Source organism: Nonomuraea sp. NPDC059007 (genome assembly GCF_042740555.1).
GTDB lineage: Bacteria > Actinomycetota > Actinomycetes > Streptosporangiales > Streptosporangiaceae > Nonomuraea.
Map to the genome: position 1 here is coordinate 146424 of NZ_JBHYJD010000015.1, position 18176 is coordinate 164599.

The following is an 18176-nucleotide window of genomic DNA, read 5'->3' on the forward strand; positions in this document are numbered from 1 at the left end:
TCATTACGAGTGAACGGCACGTCCGTGCCCGTAGGCTCGCTGCCCTGGTCAAGCATGTGGCGGTGACCGGTATCGATGGTGCCGTCCGCGCGCGCGTTTCTGTACTTCTGCGCTGTACAGCGGAGGCGAGAATCCGTTGTCCTCGGTAGCAAGTGGACCCGTACTGCAGAGCCACCAAGGCCCGAGGAGCGGAAGCCCCGGCAGCAATGACATCCGCCTAGACGGCGACTCATTTGGTGAGTCGGCGGTAACAGAGAACGGGCGTCGAGTAGGGTCAACAGAGCCGTCGAGCTGAGCAAACGTCGGGCCTATGGCTCTAGATTGGCAAGTCTGGTTCACAGATAGTCCGCAGACTCTCTGTGCCTTTAGCTCCCTCCCGCCTCGAAAGGCCATCCGATGCACGTTCGCGGGTCCCCAACCACGAAGCACTTTTGAGGATTCTGCACCCAATCGCTCGACAGGTGCGCGCCGGAAGCCATTTCGATTGTGGCCATCATGTCTGCTAGACCGAAATTGCGATCCTCCTCATTACATAGGGCCAGTGCGCTGTGGATGTAGCCATCGATATCCAATCTCGTTTCGCGGCGAGGGAAGTCCCGATTCTGGACATTCAGCCATTTTAGTGCAAGGATGCCGCTCTCGGCGTATGTCATGCGGCTATGAAATCCAGCATTCCATGACATGTTCCACAGTTGACCATTCCGGCTGAGAAGTTCCAGAATGGCGTTCTCGCTCACATAACTCTCTTCGGATTCGAAGAGAAAGTAGCCAGGGCCAAGCTCTTCGAAGTACACGATGGGGGCGGGTGCCAGATTGGGTTCTTCGGCCACAAGCATTTCAGTGATCTCAGCCTCACCGGCTCGTGATAGGTCTGCTGCGATCGCCACGGTGTCCGTGATGCCCTGGCTGCTCCACGGCCTGTAGACGGTCCAGCCAAAGCTCCCGTAAGCGAGCCATTCGTTCTCGCTCACGAATCTCTCGTAGTGTCGCGTGGTATCGGCAATCACTATGCATCCTCTCAGGGGAACGCCCCGGGAGTAGATAATAGCGACTCCCGGGGCTCCCGATTTAGTGCGGATTTGTAGGCACTCCACAGAGTTCGTCCCTAGAGATGGGATCGTTCTGTGAAGTATCGAATCGGTTAGTGAAGGCGTCCGCGATCAGAACGCGGTCCAGGTCGTAGAACCGAGCGAGATAGAGTCCTGCATCGCCATTGTGTTGCGCTCTGATCGGACACAGAGAGAAGTCGCGTTGAAGTGGCGCGATCGTTCGCTCCATAGTGGAAGCGAACGGAATTTCATCGCATTGCTTCCACTTGTTTGGATCAGGATCGGTGCCGTTCGTGTAGCCAGGCCACATGCGATTGCACCTGGTGTTGGTGTTCGTTTGATTGATATCCCTTTGCTCTTGGGTCTCGCGGTGCAAGTGTGTTGCACCGTTCCCCACATCACACCCGAAGATATTCTTGTCGGGCTTATCCGGGTAAGTCTGCCCGTCCGGGTCGGTACAAGCATTCCAATAGTGCTGGAATGCTTGCTTCATCTGCAGCGTGCGGTTTCTGGTCGGTGCGGTATGGGTCCACTTGATCGCGGGTTTAGTTTTGTAGAAGATACATCCGCCCGATCTGAAGGCGATGTAGGTCGCGGAGTCGCAGCGAATGCTGTTTCCGATAACGGTTCTGACGGTCGGGGTGATGTACATCCAGCGCGTGTTGGGCCAGTCCGGGAGGTTGACCGACGGACGGATGGTGGTAATGCTTACGTCTTCGTCGTTCCGAACCTTTGTCGGAGTTACCCACTCATTCGTCCGGAAAACCGGCGCCTTCCCTGGAGAGCATCTGAACCAGAAGGTGGCTCGCCCATTAACCTTCCAATTACTAATGATGTCGCTCCGGGAGTTGTCGATGGACTGCCCGCCCCGAGACCTGACAACTTCGCAGTTCTTCTTGTTGCCAATGTCGACGTTCAGTGTCATCCGCCGGGTGGGTGGCATCGCTCCGTACGTGGCCGCGTCGTACACGTACGCCTCGACGACGAAGTCACGCGGAGTATCTCCCTTGGCCCTGTCGACGCCCACGGTGCCGTTGAAGCTGTGGCCGATCAGCATGACCTTGGCGCGGAACGTCTCCTGCTCGGGAATACAGATCGTCGAATTGGGATCGATGCACCTTCCGGACTGCCAAATGGCGTTCACGCGACCCAGTTGACACCAGGTGTAGTGGTTGAGTACCCACCCTTGCGGGCGTCCCGAGAGGCTTTCGTTCTGAGCGCACTTGGTTGGAGTCAGCCTATCGAAGGCGTTGGCCGCCTTTGGTAGGTTGTTGTCCGGATCCGGCGGTATAGCAGCGGCGGCTGATTTCGCGGCGGTGCCGCGAAGAGGCGGCGCGAACGAAACTGCCGTTGCCATGTCGGTTTGGATTTCGTCGGTGCTTTGTGCGCGGTTGTAGATCCGTACTTCGTCAATGGTGCCGTTGAAGTACTCGCCCCATCTGGTGTTGCCACCGATGCGGAGCGCGCCGCCATCGTCTACGAGGTCGCCGGTGGTGGTGAGCTGCGCGACTTGGTCGCCGTTGACGTAGAGGCGGGCTGTGGTTCCGTCGTAGGTGGTTGCTACGTGACTCCAACTGTTGGCGGGTAGGGCGGATGTGCCGTCCACCTGGTTGTGGCTGGTGGCGTCGGGCTTGAGGAACCAGGCAGAGGGGACTGTTCCGTTGGAGGAGTAGATCCCGTAGGCGGAGCCGTTTGAGTGATCCTTCATGAGTACGGTTCGGTAGCTGTCGTTCGTGGCCGGCTTGACCCACGCGGAGAGTGTCATGCCGGCGGTCAGTCGCAACGATTCGCTGTGTGGCACGGTGAGCCAGCTACCGTTCGATCCGGTGAAAGACAGGGCGTTACCGAATTTGCCGCTGACCCATGTCGTGGCGGATGCAGTTCCTGTGTGGCCGTTACCCGAGGAGTCAACCGTGGTCGTCCCAGAGCCTTCCTCGAAACCGAACGCCGCCACCAAGCCTTGCCCGTCAGCAGGCGGAGGTCCAGGTTCAGTGATGGCAGTTGCCATGTCGGTTTGGATTTCGTCGGTGCTTTGTGCGCGGTTGTAGATCCGTACTTCGTCAATGGTGCCGTTGAAGTACTCGCCCCATCTGGTGTTGCCACCGATGCGGAGCGCGCCGCCATCGTCTACGAGGTCGCCGGTGGTGGTGAGCTGCGCGACTTGGTCGCCGTTGACGTAGAGGCGGGCTGTGGTTCCGTCGTAGGTGGTTGCTACGTGACTCCAACTGTTGGCGGGTAGGGCGGATGTGCCGTCCACCTGGTTGTGGCTGGTGGCGTCGGGCTTGAGGAACCAGGCAGAGGGGACTGTTCCGTTGGAGGAGTAGATCCCGTAGGCGGAGCCGTTTGAGTGATCCTTCATGAGTACGGTTCGGTAGCTGTCGTTCGTGGCCGGCTTGACCCACGCGGAGAGTGTCATGCCGGCGGTCAGTCGCAACGATTCGCTGTGTGGCACGGTGAGCCAGCTACCGTTCGATCCGGTGAAAGACAGGGCGTTACCGAATTTGCCGCTGACCCATGTCGTGGCGGATGCAGTTCCTGTGTGGCCGTTACCCGAGGAGTCAACCGTGGTCGTCCCAGAGCCTTCCTCGAAACCGAACGCCGCCACCAAGCCCTCGGCAGTTGTGCTGCCCACGCTGAATGTCCAGGCGTACGGAGCCGTCATGGCGTTGCCGGCAGCGTCCGCTGCACCTTCGACCGTTACGTGGTATGCCCCAGGATTGAGCGTAGTCTGCGGTTTGAACTTCCACCCAGCGGCCGTGTGGCTTGACTCCACCACGCCACCGACCGGTGAGCCGGAGGAATCCTTGACCGTGACTTGTACCCCGGTCACATCCTCGTTGAACCGGACGTAGATTTCCGACACAGCGGAAACAGTCGAGTCCGCCTGCGGGTCGGTGCGTGCGACGGTCGGTGGCGAGGTGTCCGCTGGAGGAGGATCATCGGTTTCTGGGTTGTCGGCGACGATTTCCCCCGGCAGGACCTCCGAGTGTTCGCTCGAGGCGTTTCGATCGGCGATTGCCTCCTCGAACGTGATGTCCTGGGCGAGGGGAAGCGAACCCGCGGCGCGAGCGAGATCCGGATTGGCGTCGATGGCTTCCATCACGGAGCGATCCGTGATTCCGGTTTCCCCTCCGAAGTACCAGCCGACGGCCCCAAGGGGTGGCAGGGGAGCCTCATACTCGACGTAGAAGAACGGATGGTGCTCGGTCTCCGTGCCGTTGGGCCAGTTGCCAGAGAGATACTGGCGCCAGTTGTTCGCGCCCGATTCCGCCACTGCGCGGACCATGATTCCGTGGTTAGGCGTTCCGTTCGCCCAAGCGCGGGTGATGTCTTCGATGGAATACCAGAGATCTCCTTCGGCCATCCAGTCGGAGCAGCTTTCGTCCTTACCGTAAGGGTTGACGACGTGGCCGTCAGCTACAGCGAGTGGCTGGTCGTTCCACTTGATGGTGGTGGGGGTCCATTCGTTGGCAACGCGGTGCAGGGAGATACCACCGACCTCGCCACACGCGCTGGAGAGGTAGTTCCACAGGATGATGTTCGCATCTACGATCTTCTGGCCGAAGAACGGTGCGTTGGTGAGATCGAACTTCAGATAGGAGCGGTAGTTGTAGCCATCCCGGCGCCCGGCGAACAGCGCTTGCATGTTGGCGGCGTAGCTGCCGTTGACGTAGCTGCCGCCGTTGGCGATAAAGGTGTCCGCGGGGGCGCCGGCCCCATGCCACGGAGTCGAATTGCTGGCTGCCACTGTGACCGGATAGGTAACCGCCGGATCGGCCAAGAAGGTGGCATCGGGAGTGAGGACGAGCGCGGTGTCGTCGCCGCTTCCGGTCAGCGTTGTGGCCACGGTGCTGGCCTTGCCTGTGCCTGGTGACGCGATCTCCTTGGCATCCAGGATCGGCAACGCAGATAGATCGGCGATCTCCTTGCCGTCGGCAAGAGCAGCGGGCCTGCCGCTGGAGGACTTACCCAAGCGCATGCCGGAGGGCGGATCGATTGGCACGGGCAGCTTGAGGCGCTCGCGGGGCCGCTCGCGGAACACGATCTGGTGTTGGTATCCCGCCGGGGTAATGGCGACAACCAGGTCGATGCTGCGCCCGTAAGCTGAGCGGTAGGTGGCTGTATTTCCAGACAGTTCCGGGACGGGCAGATTGCTGGGCCCAGCGATGCCGACTTCGCCGGGTTGGCTCTTCTCGACACCGAGGGATTCGCCCTTGGCGGTGAGCAGCGGAGTTGCGCTGCCGCCGTTGGATAACCGGATGTCCAGCTTGGTCATCCGGGACTTGACCACGCCGTTCTCCACAATCAGTGTGGGATCGACCTTGTGCCAGCCGTCGTCGCGTTTGACACGGACGACAGTGCTTGAAACATAAGTCTTGACCGTCTTGCCGCCGGGTGTGGCGACGGTGGTCATGTTCTCGGTGTGGAGGCTGGGGATCTCCACCTCCTTCCCGGTGCGCTTGGCTTCGGCCTTGGCGGCGTCCACCGGGCCTGGGGTGGACGATGTGTGCGAGAGCGGTGCTGCGGTTGCGGTCGGCGGGGGTTCCGCGGTCGCCGGCGATGCAAGGAGCGAGGCGGATAAGGTGAGTGTTGCCAGGATGGCGCCTCGGCGACGCATCGCGGCCGGTAAGCCGAACCTTGGTCGAGTGCGTTTCACGTGACCCCTTTCGTACCCATTGGGACAAACGAAGCGATCGTGACACGCTAATAATTCGCGGTAAAGATCGACTTTGTATTGGGTAAGCGTCCCTCTGTTATGAGACCTGATGGGCGTGATGGGTTTCCGTGAAATCGCTGTGATTGTGTATGGCGTCCACTGTTGCGAGAATGAGGTCAGCTTCCGCGTGCCTCCAAGCCAGGCGGACGATCAGCTCGGAATCGTTGACGCATCAAGGCGGAACCGTGTCCGCGGGGTCCTATGTCTCCGACTGCCGCACGGCGTAGCGCGGTGGACGGTGCTCGTCGCGACGACCGGAGAGCCGCAGCGCGGCCGGCAGGCCGGCCGAAGCGCCTTTGACCACCTGGGCCTTCTGCTTGCCGTACCCATCCGATCGTTTCTCCCGATTCTCGACGCTCCTTCAACCGCTGGGCCGAGGAACTGGTCAAAGTGGAGCGTCCGGAGCTCAGCGAGGACGTATACCTCGGCTGGCGACAAGAACCGCCAGGCTCTCGTCATCGATTTCAGGAGTCTGGTGACGATCAATTGGTTCTACGTCCAGAATTGTGGAGATCGAGATGATACCTGGCTCCCGTGACGGAGGCTTGCTATGCCCGCTCTCCCCAGGCGGCCCCACTGGGACTACTTACGCTGGTGGGCAGTTGCGCTCTGCGCCTGTGTTTTGGGCTTTATATCACTCTGGACGCCGTCGCTGCTCACTGGCGAGTCGGTCGGGTGCGCAGGCTACAGTCCGCTTCCAATGGGACTCTCGGCTCTCTGGTCCGACCTTGAGACGACCTGGTTGAACCTGCGGCAGGACCTCCAGCTCGTAGATCCGAGGGTGGCCTACGCTTGGAACCTTCTGCCCTCTGTAGTTGCTCTGCTCGGAAGTGCCCTGAGCGTGCTGTTCGGACGGAGACTCAGCATCGCGATCGGCGTCGTGGCTGCGCTGTGCATCTCGCTCGTCGCAATGGACTGGTTGTTCTGGTCGGTAACGTCGTTCATGATGGTCAACTGCGTTGGGTGGGAGGCCGACGCCGTTTGGGTGCTCTGGAAGACCCTGCCGATGCTCTGCTACGTCACGGCAGCGGGTTTCGTGTTCATGGGGATCAGGGCGCGGCGTCGTGCGTCGTGATCGGCGCCGAGGTCCTTCCGGATCATCCGGAAGGGCCCCTTCCTGCGGAGCCGCCTTCGGGATTCGAACCCGAGACCCCTTCATTGCGAGTGAACGGCGCCCCTCTGCCGCCGGCTTGCCTCCCTCTCAAGCATGTGATGGTGACCGGTGTCGAGTGCTCGTTCGTGTCAGGTGCTGTGCTTCTACGCTGTACAGCGGGGGCGTGAGGCGCTGCCGTACTCGCACCTTCCGGACGACTATCGGACGCGCGCCTATCTGCTGCCCCTCACCTTCGAGTCGTCGCGCACGACGCAGCACTGCATGTCGGATCTCCTCCCCCTATGGCGCCTTCCAGACCTTGTTGAACCCGCGGCATTGACCACTGCCGAACTGGTCGGTAACGCGGTCCGCCACGCCATCGGACGGAGCGACGAAGCACTACCGGCACGGCTCCTGGCCATCTACGCGGCGCGTACCCTGCGCATCGAGGTACGCGATCCCGACGCGCGCAACCTTCCGGTTCCTGCGCGCGCTCGAGGAACTGGCCACGTTCGGGTACGGCATGCAACTCGTACACGGCTATGCCGACCGCTACGGCGTGCGGGTGACCGATGCCGGCGCGAGCACAGCGTTCCGTGGCCGGGTCAAGGCTGCTCTTACCTCCATCGGTTCGCCTGACGCCATGCCGTGCCTGCGAGCGGACGTCAACGACTTCGGCGCCGGATTCGTCGATTTGGGGCCGAGTGACGCCCCAGACTGCGGCGTTGATCGCACAGCCGTGCGCCTATGCCCGCCTGAACCAGCGTGAAGATCAAAGCACTCCACCGCTGGTCCAAGACCGTGTCATCGACTCCGCGGCCTCGACGCGGTGATCGTGTACACGACCTGCAGAGCTCACTACACGATCACCACGTCAAGGGGCTCGCTCGTCCAGAGTCGCTACCCAGGCGGCTGGGTAGGACAGGCGTCCGCTGTATTCCGCCTCATCCGGCGACTGCATACCTGCCAAGACGCGCTCCAGCCGACTCAGCCCCTCACCCCACGCGCAAGCCGCGCGCCGACGGCGCGCCCGATCAAGACGCCCGAGCGAAGCGAGGACCAACGACCAGGGCGGGCTCCAACGGCCCAACCACCTAGCCGGGCAACGGGCGGGACCCCAGAAAAAACGCCCGACCGGAGGGAGGACCTTCAGGGGTCGAGCTTCAGCTCGACTGGAGAAACGCCTGGAACTCAAAAGCGCGAAGCGCGCCAATGTGAAAGACCTTGCCTGTGGAGCTATGGGGATTCGAACCCCAGACCCCCTCCATGCCATGGAGGTGCGCTACCAGCTGCGCTATAGCCCCTTGCGGTACGGCACAAGTGTATCGGAACTTGGAGGGGCTCATGTCACGCCAAACCCCGTGTGATACGTCTACCTTCCATGTTCGAGGAGTACCGCCATCTGCTGACCGGGGTCGCCTACCGGATCCTTGGCACCATGGCCGATGCCGAAGATGTCGTGCAAGAGGCGTGGTTGCGCTGGTCCGGGGTGGATCAGGCGGCTGTGGAGGATCCCAAGGCCTATTTGATCAGGGTTACTTCGCGGCTGGCGATCGATCGGTTGCGGTGGGCCAAGTCTCGGCGGGAGGCCTATGTGGGGCCTTGGCTGCCTGAGCCGATCAGTACTGCGCCGGATGTGGCCGAGCATGTCGAGCTGGCCGAATCCGTTGAGCTGGCCATGCTGGTCGTGCTGGAGACGTTGTCTCCGCTTGAGCGGGCCGTGTTCGTGTTGCGGGAGGCCTTCGACATGCCGTTCGCGGAGATCGCCGAGATCATCGGACGGGCTGAGCCGGCGACTCGGCAGCTGGCTCGCCGGGCTCGTGAACATGTCCAGGAGAAGCGGCCTCGGTTCGCCACGGATCGGGGCGAGCGGCGGGAGATGACCGAGCGGTTCATCAACGCTTCCATGAACGGTGATCTCGACGATCTGATCGCCATGTTGTCGCAGGACGTGACGATGGTCAGCGACGGCGGCGGGAAGGCTCGGGCGCCGTTGCGGGTGCTGCTCGGCGTGGAGAACGTCACCCGCTTCCTCATGTCGATCACCAGCCCGGACGGCATCACGAAGTTCATGGCCTCCATCGGGATGCCGGGGGATACGGGGGTGGAGCTCCGGATCGAGGAGATCAATGCCGCTCCGGCCGTGGTGCTGACCGTGGGGGGCCGGGTGGTGACGGTGCTGTCGCTGCTGGTCGTGGATGGGCGGATCGAGACGATCTACCTGATGGCCAACCCGGACAAGCTTCAGCGGCTCGCCTGACACCCCGGTCTCACGATCGAGCGGTGGCGGCCTGATGGTGGTCGGGGTAGGTCGACGAAGACCGATCGGCGCCCGCGTGGGGCCGACGAAAGAGGTGGTGGCGGACAGGCCAAGGACCGGCCAAGGACAGGCCGGGCGAGGCTGTGAAGGGGCGGTGGATGGTGGGGGTTAGGGGCGGGTGGGCATGCCTACCTCGCTGACCAAGGCCCGCACGTTCACTCCTGCCCCTTGCAGATGCCGAGCCGCCCCGTTGTGCCCGTCCGCCAGCAACCCCCACAACAAGCTCTCCCCGGTAACAGCCCCAGGCCGCCACAACGCCACCTCGACCACTTTCCGAGCACCCCCGGTCAACGCGATCTCCCCCCGAGGCCCGTAGAGAACAACATGGAGGGGCCGCAGCCGCCGCCGGGTCAGCCGCCACTCCCCCACCCCGGGCAGCGTCCGCCCGCGTACCTCGTCAAGCGAGATCCCCAGCCCCGCCAGCAAAGCCCGCGTGTCCCGCAGGTCCAGCCGCTCCCGAAGCGAAGCAGCGGTGGCGGTGAATGACGCCAGCTCGAACGGCCGGGTCTCAGCCAGAGCCAGCAACAACATGTCCGTGCCCAGCCGCCCATGCCCCGCCTCCAGCGCGAGCACTCCAGCAGTGACGAAGGCGTGACGAGCAGTGTCGGTGAATCTCGCGAACATGACTACCTCCCGATCCGCCGGGCGTGCTTGCGATGGGCGGTCTGCCGCCGCACGCCCAGCGCGTCGGCGACCTGCTCCCATGACCAGCCCTGCGCCCTGGCATTGGTGACGTGCACGGCTTCGAGCTCTTCCAGCAGGGTCCGCAGCGCCGCGACGGCCTGGAGGCCGGTTCCGGGGTCGCGGTCGGCGGCGGCCTGAGCCAGCTCGGTGACGTTCATGTCTGTCAGCATAAGCTGACAAAGGCAGATCTGTCAGCTCATGCTGACACGAGTTTTCATAGTGAGCGACTGCTCCCCCAGCTCCAGCGCCACCGTGACGTCCCCGAGCTCCGAGGTCCGCCGTACGTGCGTGCCGCCGCACGGGATCGAGGCCTCCCCTTCGGGCAACGCGCAGTGCCAGGTACGCCGAGCCGTCAACCCAGGCCCCGGCACATCCACCCAGACCGGCACATCAGCCGCCACCCACTCCTTGAGCCGCCCGTTCACGAAGGCCGCGACGGCAGCGGGCTCCAGCGCGTCAGCAGCGAACCCTTTCTTCCGCAACGACTTGCCCAGCCGGTAATCGTCAACGCTCGCGTACGAGGTGATCCGCGAGGACGTGATCGCGCTCTGGTCGAAGTCGGGGTTGCCCAGCGCGTCCAGCCGGGGAGCCTTGCGCCACAGGCCGGCGACGGCCGCGTTGAGCGCGAGTGCCGCCAGATGACAGGCCGTGTGCCCGGCCGACAGCGCCGCCCGGTACCCGGCGTCCACCTCAAGGTCCACCTGCGTGCCGACAGGCAGGGGTGTGTCGGTGACGTGGACGACCAGCCACTGCCATCCGTCCTCGCCCCGCCGTACCGGAATGTCGGCGGCCTGGAAGACCTCGCCGGAGGGAGAGCGCGCGGCGGTCACGCAGTCGGCGACCGGCAGGCCGCCGATCAGGCCGCGGTCGGCGGGCTGGTCGGGCCAGGTGTGGTCGAGCGGATGGAAAGGCGTCTCGGCGACGACGAGGCCGTGCCGGTCCCCCGCCGGCACGGTCCCGACGATCTCTGAACGGCCGCTGACCTGGCCGTTGGGGAAGGTGACGAGCGTGGAGTTCACCTCTTGATTGTCTCAGGCAGGCTCTCCGCGACCGCCTTGGGCAGCCGTTCGTCCTCCAGGTAGCGGTTGCGCCCGGCGTACAGGCCCGTGAAGAGCTGCACGACCAGCACCCCGAAGATCAGCGCGTACGGCAGCGCCCACCCCCCGGTCGCCTGGTGCAGCACGCCGACGACGAGCGGGCCGGCGCCAGCGATGAGGTACCCGGCGCTCTGGCCGAACGCCGACAGCGCGGCGGTCGCCTCCGGCGTGCGGGTGCGCAGGGCCAGCATCATCAGGGCCAGCGGGAAGGAGCCCATGCCGACGGCCACGAACACCACCCAGACCAGCGCGGTCGAGGGCGGCGCGAACCAGAGCCCGGCGAACCCGATGACGTAGGCGACGACCAGGCCGACCACGACGGGCCGCTGGTCACGGAAGCGGGAGGCGATCGCGGGCACGAGCATGGAGACCGGGATGTTCAGGGCGGTGAAGACGCCGAGGATCACGCCGGCCTGCGAGGTCGAGTAGCCGCTGTCGGTGAGGATCGTGGCGAGCCAGCCGAACATGATGTAAGCGATCATCGACTGGGTGCCGAAGTAGATGGCGACCATCCACGCCAGCCTGCTCCTGAGCAGGCGCTTCGGCCCGGCGTCCGCGGTGCCCGCGGTCTTTTCCGGCTCGCTGCGCAGCAGCGCCAGCCACGGGACGACGGCGATGGCGGCCAGCGCCGCCCAGACGCCCAGCGCCACGTGCCAGTCGCCGCCCGCGGCCCGCTCGATCGGAACGGTGGCCGCGGCTGCCAGCATGGTGCCGGCGGCCAGCGAGGTGGTGTAGACGGTGGTCATGATGCCGGTCTTGGCCGGGAAGTGGCGCTTGATCAGTGTCGGGATCAGCACGTTGCCGACCGCGCCGCCGGACAGCGCCACGGCGCTGGTCAGCAGGAAGACGGGCGCGGAGTCGACCAGGCTGCGCACGAGCAGGCCGAGGCCCAGCGTGACGAGCGCGGCGAGGAGCAGGCGGTGCTCGCCGATCTTCCTGGCCATGGCCGGGGTGACGGCGCCCACGGTCGCGAAGGCGAGCACGGGTAGCGTCGTGAGCAGCCCCGTGCCCACGCTCGTCATGCCGAGGCTTCCGGCGAGCTGGTCGAGCAGCGGGCCCACGCTGGTGACGGCGGTGCGCAGATTCAGCGCCGCGAGGACGATTCCCAGCACGAGCAGCCAGGCGAGGGGTGCGGTTCTACCTCTGGTCTCTTGGGCTGCCATGCTCATGCGGGGAGAGTCCTCCAATCATGGGACGAATCAACACGCAGCCTAACAGGCCCAAAACACCTCTTTATTCCTGACCGTTACGCAGATCACACCGGGCGGCGGCGTAGCCAGAAGAGCCCGATCAGAGGAAGGACGAGCGGGATGAACAGGTATCCGCGTCCATAGGCCGACCACACGGTGTCGTGTGGGAACGCCGCCGGGTCGAGCAGGCTGGCCGTACCCACGACCAGGACGCCCACGAGCTCGATCAGCAGCGACACCAGCGCCAGCCGCCGCGCGCCCCGCCAGAGCGCCACCGTGAGCAGGACGTAGACCGCGGCCGCGAACGCCGACAGCGAGTACGCCAGCGGCGCCTCGGAGAAGCGCCCGATGATCTGAACCGCCGCCCGCGCACCCGCGGCCAGCGCGAACAGCCCGTAGACGGCGATCAGCACCCGCCCGGGACCGGTGCCGAGCGACGTGCTCACTGTCCCTGCCAGATCTGCTGCAGCCGCGCGGTCATCACCGCGATCGCAAACCCGGCCACGGCCAGAATCCCCGAGCCCCACCGGCTGCGCTCGGCCAGCGCCAGGAACACCCCGGCGGGCGGGATCAGCGCGGCGCCGCCGAGGTAGCCGTAGAGGGTGCCCTTGGAGACGTGCTCCCCCTCGCCACCGGCGACCGCGGCGATCACGAACCCGGCCTGCACCAGCACGGCCACTTCGAGCAGGCAGAACCCGACGAGCAGGACCATGCCCATGGCCCGGTTGCGGATCGCGCTGATCAGGCTCGCCAGCATGAGCAGGACCGAGAGGGCGATGACGACGGTCGCGACGATGGTGTTCATCGCGCAAAAGGCTACCGCCGCACCCCGCCGCCCCCGGCGACAGGCCGCATAGGATCGACCGCGTGGAGAGGATCCTGGTCAGCGCGTGCCTCATGGGCAGGAAGGTGCGCTACGACGGCGGCGCCAAGACCAGCGCCGACGCGCACCTGGCCGCCTGGCGCGATGAAGGCCGCCTGGTCGTCTTCTGCCCCGAGGTCGAGGGCGGGCTGCCCACGCCGCGTCCGGCCGCCGAGATCGAGGGCGGCGTCGGCGGCGAGGCGGTGCTGTCGGGCGCCGCGCGCGTGCTGACCACCGAGGGCGGCGACGTGACCGCGCAGTTCCTCGCGGGCGCGCAGGCCGCGCTCGCCTTCGCCCAGCACTTCGGGGTACGGCTGGCCGTGCTCAAGGAGGGCAGCCCGTCGTGCGGATCGTTGTCCATCTACGACGGCACCTTCCACGGCCGGCGCACCCCGGGCCACGGCGTCACGGCCGCCCTGTTCGCGCTGCACGACATCAGGGTGTTCTCCGAGGAGCACATCCCCGAGGCCGCCGACTACCTGCGCGCCCTGGAGACGTAGAGCGCGCCGCCCAGGCCCAGGACCAGGACGAGCGCCATGCCCCGGTGGTACCAGATGGTCAGCGGGGTGCCGCCGCCGGGACCGAGCGCCATGGCCAGCACGCCCAGCAGCACCCCGCTCAGCGCGGCGGAGTAGGCGTACACCAGCCAGTCCCATCGTCGGTGCCTGATCGCGCCATAGCCGCCGATCACCAGGCCCGTGCCGCAGATGGTCTCCACCACCACGGCCGGCACGATCCTCGGCTCGAACCAGACCCCGCTGTGCAGGACCGCGAAGCCGTAAAAGACGGCCGCGAGTACCACGGCCAACACACCCAGCGCCTTCCCCATGACTCCCACGCTGCCACTCGGGCCCGGTGAGCGAATCATCCCTCGGATGACGCCGGTGCTACATCCGGAGCCGTAGACAGCATCCGCCGGACCACCGCGATCACCGCGTCGATGGTCACCCGCGCCTCCTCCTCCGACTCGCAGGCCGCCACCTCCCGCCCCGACTCGCCCATCACGGTCGTCAGCAGCACGACCAGCATGTGGCTCTGCCGGTTGTCGGCGAGGCCGAGCAGCTTCTTGTTGCCGCCGATCCAGTCCCAGCCGCGCTGCCTGCGCAGCGTCGTGAACTCCGCCGGTCCGTCGCTCTCCAGGAACAGCCGGGCCACGTCGCGCTGCTCCCACGAGCCCTCCAGGTAGGCGCGCGCGCCGGCGAGGAAACGTTCCGTGGTGCCGCCGACCGCCTTGGCCGCCTTGGCGGTGCGTTCCTCCTGGTTGCGCATGAACTGCTCCCACAGCGCCAGGAACAGTCCCGGCTTGCCGCCGAAGTGGTGGTACAGGCTGCCCACGCTGATCCCGGAGTCCTCGACGATGTCGGCCACGGTGGCCTCGCCATACCCCTTGGCCATGAAGACCTTCCTGGCCGTGCCCAGCAGCGCCTCCCGGGTGCCGCTCGATCGGCTCCACTGCCTGCTCATCAGTACTCCCAGGTGTCGGTACGCCGCTCCGCCCCGATGCAGAACACCGCCGAGCCATGCTCGGCCTGCACGAGGTCTACCCGGATCCAGCCGTCGTTCTTGCTCACCTTGGCGGTGTATCCGCTGTTGGGCGTCGCCGAGACGAGGCCGCACCCGGCCGCGCCGATCGTGAAGGCCACCTCGCCGCCCTTCACCGTGACCACCCTGACGTCCCCGCGTGGCTTGGGCGTCTTCTTCGCGGTACGGCGAGGCGTCGGCGTACTGCTGGCCGAAGGCGTGGGGCTGTCCTCCGGCCGGAGCGCGTCGTTGCCGTCGGCGAGCGTGTTCGCCGCCATCGGCTGGACCCGCACGTCGTCCACGAACTCGTCGCGTAACACGCCCCGCACACCGAACCACGAGACCGATATGGCCACAGCGGTCGCACCGCACCACATGGCAACATATCGAAGGGTTCGCCGCATGGGTTGCATTATGTACGGTTAGGCGCCATGGCGACGGTACTCGTAGTCGAAGACGATGACTTCGTCCGGTCGGCGATGATCCGCGAGCTCGACCGGCGCAACCACGCCGTGCGCAGTGCCGGATGCGCGCTCGACGCGCTCAGGGAGATCTCCCAGCGGCCGCCGGACGCCGTCATCCTGGATCTCGGGCTGCCCGACCTCGACGGCTCCGAGGCGCTGCGGATGGTGCGCGGCATCTCCGACGTGCCCGTGATCGTGGCCACGGCGCGCGACGACGAGGCGGAGATCGTCAGGCTGCTGGAGGCCGGTGCCGACGACTACCTGGTCAAGCCGTTCTCCGGCGACCATCTGGGCGCGCGGCTGGACGCCGTGCTGCGCCGGGCGAGGTCCGCGCCGCCGCCGCAGGTGCTGCGCGTCGGCGGGCTGGTCATCGACGTCAACCGGCGCGAGGCGGCGCTGGACGGCCTCCCGCTGTCGCTGACCCGCCGCGAGTTCGACCTGCTCGCCTACCTGGCCGCCCGCGCCGACCGGGTCGTGGGCCGCAAGGAGCTGCTGACCGAGGTGTGGCAGCAGTCCTACGGCGACGACCAGACGATCGACGTGCACCTGTCCTGGTTGCGGCGCAAGCTCGGCGAGAGCGCCTCCAAGCCCCGGTACCTGCACACCGTCCGCGGCGTGGGCGTGATGCTCTCCGCCCCGCGATGAGGCGGACGCTGGCCGTCCTCATGGTGGCCGTCACCTCGATGGTGGCGCTCGCCTTCCTCGTGCCGCTCGCCATGATCGTCAAGGAGACCGCGCAGAGCCGGGCGGTCGCCGACGCGGAACGGCAGGCCTCCTCGCTCGTTCCGGTGCTGGCGCTGACCACCAGGACCGGCGACCTCGACCTGGCCATGGCCCGCACCGCGGCCGGCCGCCGCGGCCACCTGGCCATCCACGTCAGCGGCGGGCCGGCCTCCGGCAGCACCCGCGCGCCCGCCGCCGAGGTCGCCAAGGCCGCCTCGCAGACCAAGGCCGGCACGATCGCGCTGCCCTCCGGGTACGTGCTGCTGCGCCCGGTCGCCCTCGACGGCACCAGGAGCGCGGTCATCGAGGTGTTCGTGCCCGCCGCCGACCTCAACCGGGGCGTCTTCTCCTCGTGGGCGGTGCTGACCGGGGTGGCCGTGGTGCTGGTGCTCGGCTCGGTGCTGGTCGGCGACCGGCTGGGCGCCCGCGTCGTACGCGCGGCCCGGCGGCTGGGCGGCGCGGCCACCGCGCTCGGCGAGGGCGACCTGGCCGAGCGCATCCACCCCGACGGGCCGCCGGAGCTGGTGGCCGCGGCCACGGCGTTCAACTCGATGGCCAACCGGGTCGCCCAGTTGCTGGCGGCCGAGCGGGAGATGGCCGCCGACCTGTCCCACCGCCTGCGTACCCCGCTGGCGGGCCTGCGCCTCAGCCTCGACCATCTCGGGCCGCAGGCCGAGGCGAGCAAGCAGGCGCTGACCCGGCTGGAGGGCGAGGTGGACGCGATCATCGCGGCGGCGCGCCGGCCGCAGCGCACCGCCACGTTCTGCGACGCGGCCGAGGTCCTGCGGGAGCGGCTGACGTTCTGGTCGGCGCTGGCGGAGGACCAGCAGCGGCCGTGGCAGCTCATCGGCGCCACGCTGCCGGTCCGCGTCCCGGTGCCGGCGGCCGAGCTCGGCGCGGCCGTGGACGCCCTGCTGGGCAACGTCTTCCGGCACACCGGCGAGGGCACCGCGTTCAGCGTGACCCTGCACGAGGGCAAGGACACGGTCGGCATCCTCATCGCCGACGCGGGACCCGGCATCAGGGACCCGGAGACCGCGATCGAGCGCGGCGCGAGCGGCGCCGGTTCGACCGGGCTGGGCCTGGACATCGCCCGCCGCCTGGCCGAGTCGACCGGCGGCACGCTGCGCCTGGACCGCTCGTCGCTGGGCGGCGCGCAGATTCAGGTATGGCTCAGAACTCGTGCCTTGAAAAAGCCCCTAAGCCGACCTTAACGACGACATAAGCGCGAAATTTCGGCCTATTGAGTGGTCCATGGTGGGCTGCATGCAGATCAACCGCACGGCGATCGTCGCCACCTCCCTGGCCGCCCCCACCCTGCTCGTGCTCTCCCTTTTCCCCGGTACGGCCGGCGCGCACGGCACCATGAACAACCCGCCCAGCAGGGCCATGGTCTGCTACGCGGAGGGCCCGGAAAGCCCCAAGACCGACGCCTGCAAGAAGGCCGTCCAGATCGGCGGCACGCAGCCGCTCTACGACTGGAACGAGGTCAACCTGGCCGCCGCCGCGGGCCGCCACCGCGAGCTCATCCCCGACGGCAAGCTGTGCAGCGCGGGCCGCGACAAGTACCGCGGCTTCGACCAGGCCCGCGCCGACTGGCCGGCGACCACGATGACCGCCGGCGCCAGGCACTCGTTCAAGTTCCGCGCCACGGCGCCCCACCGGGGCAGCTTCGAGCTGTACCTGACCAAGGACGGCTACAACCCCGCCCAGCCGCTGAAGTGGAGCGACCTGGAGGCGAAGCCGTTCCACACGCAGAAGGACCCGGCGCTGTCCGGCGGCGCGTACGTCATGGACGCCCAGCTCCCGGCGAAGAAGGGCCGTCACCTGATCTACGCCGTCTGGCAGCGCAGCGACAGCCCCGAGGCGTTCTACTCCTGCTCCGACGTCGTCTTCGGCGGCGGCAACGACAACCCCGCGCCCACCCCGAGCGGCACCCCCACCGCCACGCCGAAGCCCACCCCGACCCCGACGCCCACGCCCGGTGGCGGCATCTCCCTGTCGGCCGTCAACGCCGGTGTCGGCGTCTCCCCCGCCACGGTCAAGGTGGGCGCGCAGGTGACGGTGACGGCGGTCTGCGGCGGATCCGGCGTCAGGGCCGTCGCGTCCAAGGCGTTCACCCCCGTCCGCGCCGACGCCACCGCTCCCACGACCGCCTGGGCCCCGGCTCTCAAGGCGGCCAGGACCGGCGTCTTCCCGGTGATCGCCTATTGCAAGAACGGCGACACCGCCCGCACGAAACTCACCGTCACCCCGTAAACACGAACCGCCCCGCCGGCCGTCCTGTTTCGACCAATTCAACGGGGCGGCCGGAATCTTTTTCGGGAAATTTGGCTTTTCCGCAACTTCTTGAGGGACTCGGGAGTCGTATTAAGTGGGGCGCGTTAGTGAACGAGGGGAATTGGACTGGCGCACAGGCTGCCGCACTGTGGGTGCAATGTCCTGACTGACGCGTT

17 protein-coding genes and 2 tRNA genes are annotated in these 18176 nt (G+C 66.5%); 6 read left to right on the forward strand and 13 right to left on the reverse strand.

Translation table 11 applies throughout. The annotated features are described in order from the left end of the window. Window positions 1-365: 365 nt before the first annotated feature. Entirely contained in the window at window positions 366-971 is a 606-nt protein-coding gene (locus ACFWY5_RS25560) for a hypothetical protein (protein WP_379619295.1), read from the reverse strand. Between the two features lie 97 nt (window positions 972-1068). Beyond that, window positions 1069-5535: a LamG-like jellyroll fold domain-containing protein gene (locus tag ACFWY5_RS25565; RefSeq protein WP_379619293.1), complete on the reverse strand. Its 4467-nt coding sequence runs from the start codon at window positions 5533-5535 to the stop codon at window positions 1069-1071. 1072 nt (window positions 5536-6607) lie between these two features. Between ACFWY5_RS25565 and ACFWY5_RS25570 the strand changes: the two genes are divergently transcribed. Further along, a complete protein-coding gene (locus ACFWY5_RS25570; RefSeq protein WP_379619291.1) occupies window positions 6608-6841 on the forward strand; it encodes a hypothetical protein in 234 nt (77 codons plus the stop codon). A gap of 48 nt (window positions 6842-6889) precedes the next feature. Here the strand turns inward: ACFWY5_RS25570 and ACFWY5_RS25575 are convergent. Both ACFWY5_RS25575 and ACFWY5_RS25580 read right to left on the reverse strand, forming a co-directional pair. Continuing rightward, a tRNA-Ala gene (locus tag ACFWY5_RS25575) sits at window positions 6890-6956 on the reverse strand. A 1134-nt stretch (window positions 6957-8090) separates the two neighbouring features. Next, window positions 8091-8163 (reverse strand) — tRNA-Ala (locus ACFWY5_RS25580). Between the two features lie 77 nt (window positions 8164-8240). Between ACFWY5_RS25580 and ACFWY5_RS25585 the strand changes: the two genes are divergently transcribed. Continuing rightward, window positions 8241-9119, forward strand: coding sequence for an RNA polymerase sigma-70 factor (locus tag ACFWY5_RS25585; RefSeq protein ID WP_379619289.1), 879 nt, complete (start codon window positions 8241-8243; stop codon window positions 9117-9119). 168 nt (window positions 9120-9287) lie between these two features. Here the strand turns inward: ACFWY5_RS25585 and ACFWY5_RS25590 are convergent, their stop codons facing one another. The 6 genes from ACFWY5_RS25590 to ACFWY5_RS25615 form a co-directional block, all read right to left on the reverse strand. After that, the gene (locus ACFWY5_RS25590) at window positions 9288-9803 is read right to left on the reverse strand and encodes a Clp protease N-terminal domain-containing protein (RefSeq protein ID WP_379619287.1); all 516 of its coding nucleotides are present in this window, start codon (window positions 9801-9803) and stop codon (window positions 9288-9290) included. A 2-nt stretch (window positions 9804-9805) separates the two neighbouring features. Next, window positions 9806-10021 (reverse strand): helix-turn-helix domain-containing protein, encoded by a 216-nt coding sequence (locus ACFWY5_RS25595; RefSeq protein ID WP_379619285.1) that lies wholly within the window; start codon window positions 10019-10021, stop codon window positions 9806-9808. A 33-nt stretch (window positions 10022-10054) separates the two neighbouring features. Next, a complete protein-coding gene (locus ACFWY5_RS25600; RefSeq protein ID WP_379634821.1) occupies window positions 10055-10882 on the reverse strand; it encodes a metal-dependent hydrolase in 828 nt (275 codons plus the stop codon). Beyond that, the gene (locus ACFWY5_RS25605) at window positions 10879-12129 is read right to left on the reverse strand and encodes a CynX/NimT family MFS transporter (protein ID WP_379619283.1); all 1251 of its coding nucleotides are present in this window, start codon (window positions 12127-12129) and stop codon (window positions 10879-10881) included. Before ACFWY5_RS25605 ends, ACFWY5_RS25600 begins: the two co-directional genes overlap by 4 nt. Before the next feature lie 86 nt (window positions 12130-12215). Next, on the reverse strand, window positions 12216-12596 hold the full coding sequence (locus tag ACFWY5_RS25610; protein ID WP_379619282.1) for a hypothetical protein: 381 nt from the start codon (window positions 12594-12596) through the stop codon (window positions 12216-12218). Further along, window positions 12593-12955 (reverse strand): hypothetical protein, encoded by a 363-nt coding sequence (locus ACFWY5_RS25615; RefSeq protein ID WP_379619281.1) that lies wholly within the window; start codon window positions 12953-12955, stop codon window positions 12593-12595. Before ACFWY5_RS25615 ends, ACFWY5_RS25610 begins: the two co-directional genes overlap by 4 nt. 62 nt (window positions 12956-13017) lie before the next feature. Here ACFWY5_RS25615 and ACFWY5_RS25620 point away from each other — a divergent pair, with 62 nt between their 5' ends. Then, on the forward strand, window positions 13018-13512 hold the full coding sequence (locus tag ACFWY5_RS25620; RefSeq protein WP_379619279.1) for a DUF523 domain-containing protein: 495 nt from the start codon (window positions 13018-13020) through the stop codon (window positions 13510-13512). Here ACFWY5_RS25620 and ACFWY5_RS25625 read toward each other — a convergent pair. From ACFWY5_RS25625 to ACFWY5_RS25635, 3 genes are read right to left on the reverse strand one after another with little or no spacing between them, the layout of a single operon-like run. After that, window positions 13488-13841 carry a hypothetical protein gene (locus ACFWY5_RS25625; protein WP_379634823.1) on the reverse strand — a complete coding sequence of 118 codons (354 nt, stop codon included), beginning with the start codon at window positions 13839-13841 and terminating at the stop codon, window positions 13488-13490. The genes ACFWY5_RS25620 and ACFWY5_RS25625 overlap by 25 nt on opposite strands. Before the next feature lie 35 nt (window positions 13842-13876). Continuing rightward, complete coding sequence (locus tag ACFWY5_RS25630; protein WP_379619275.1) at window positions 13877-14476, reverse strand: TetR/AcrR family transcriptional regulator; 600 nt, start codon at window positions 14474-14476, stop codon at window positions 13877-13879. Then, a complete protein-coding gene (locus ACFWY5_RS25635; RefSeq protein WP_379634825.1) occupies window positions 14476-14853 on the reverse strand; it encodes a hypothetical protein in 378 nt (125 codons plus the stop codon). The genes ACFWY5_RS25630 and ACFWY5_RS25635 overlap by 1 nt, the downstream gene beginning before the upstream one ends. 111 nt (window positions 14854-14964) lie before the next feature. Here ACFWY5_RS25635 and ACFWY5_RS25640 point away from each other — a divergent pair, with 111 nt between their 5' ends. From ACFWY5_RS25640 to ACFWY5_RS25650, 3 genes are read left to right on the forward strand one after another with little or no spacing between them, the layout of a single operon-like run. Next, complete coding sequence (locus tag ACFWY5_RS25640) at window positions 14965-15642, forward strand: response regulator transcription factor (protein ID WP_379619271.1); 678 nt, start codon at window positions 14965-14967, stop codon at window positions 15640-15642. Then, window positions 15639-16934 carry an ATP-binding protein gene (locus tag ACFWY5_RS25645; protein WP_379634827.1) on the forward strand — a complete coding sequence of 432 codons (1296 nt, stop codon included), beginning with the start codon at window positions 15639-15641 and terminating at the stop codon, window positions 16932-16934. Before ACFWY5_RS25640 ends, ACFWY5_RS25645 begins: the two co-directional genes overlap by 4 nt. 52 nt (window positions 16935-16986) lie before the next feature. Next, a complete protein-coding gene (locus tag ACFWY5_RS25650; RefSeq protein WP_379634829.1) occupies window positions 16987-17979 on the forward strand; it encodes a lytic polysaccharide monooxygenase in 993 nt (330 codons plus the stop codon). Window positions 17980-18176: the final 197 nt, after the last annotated feature.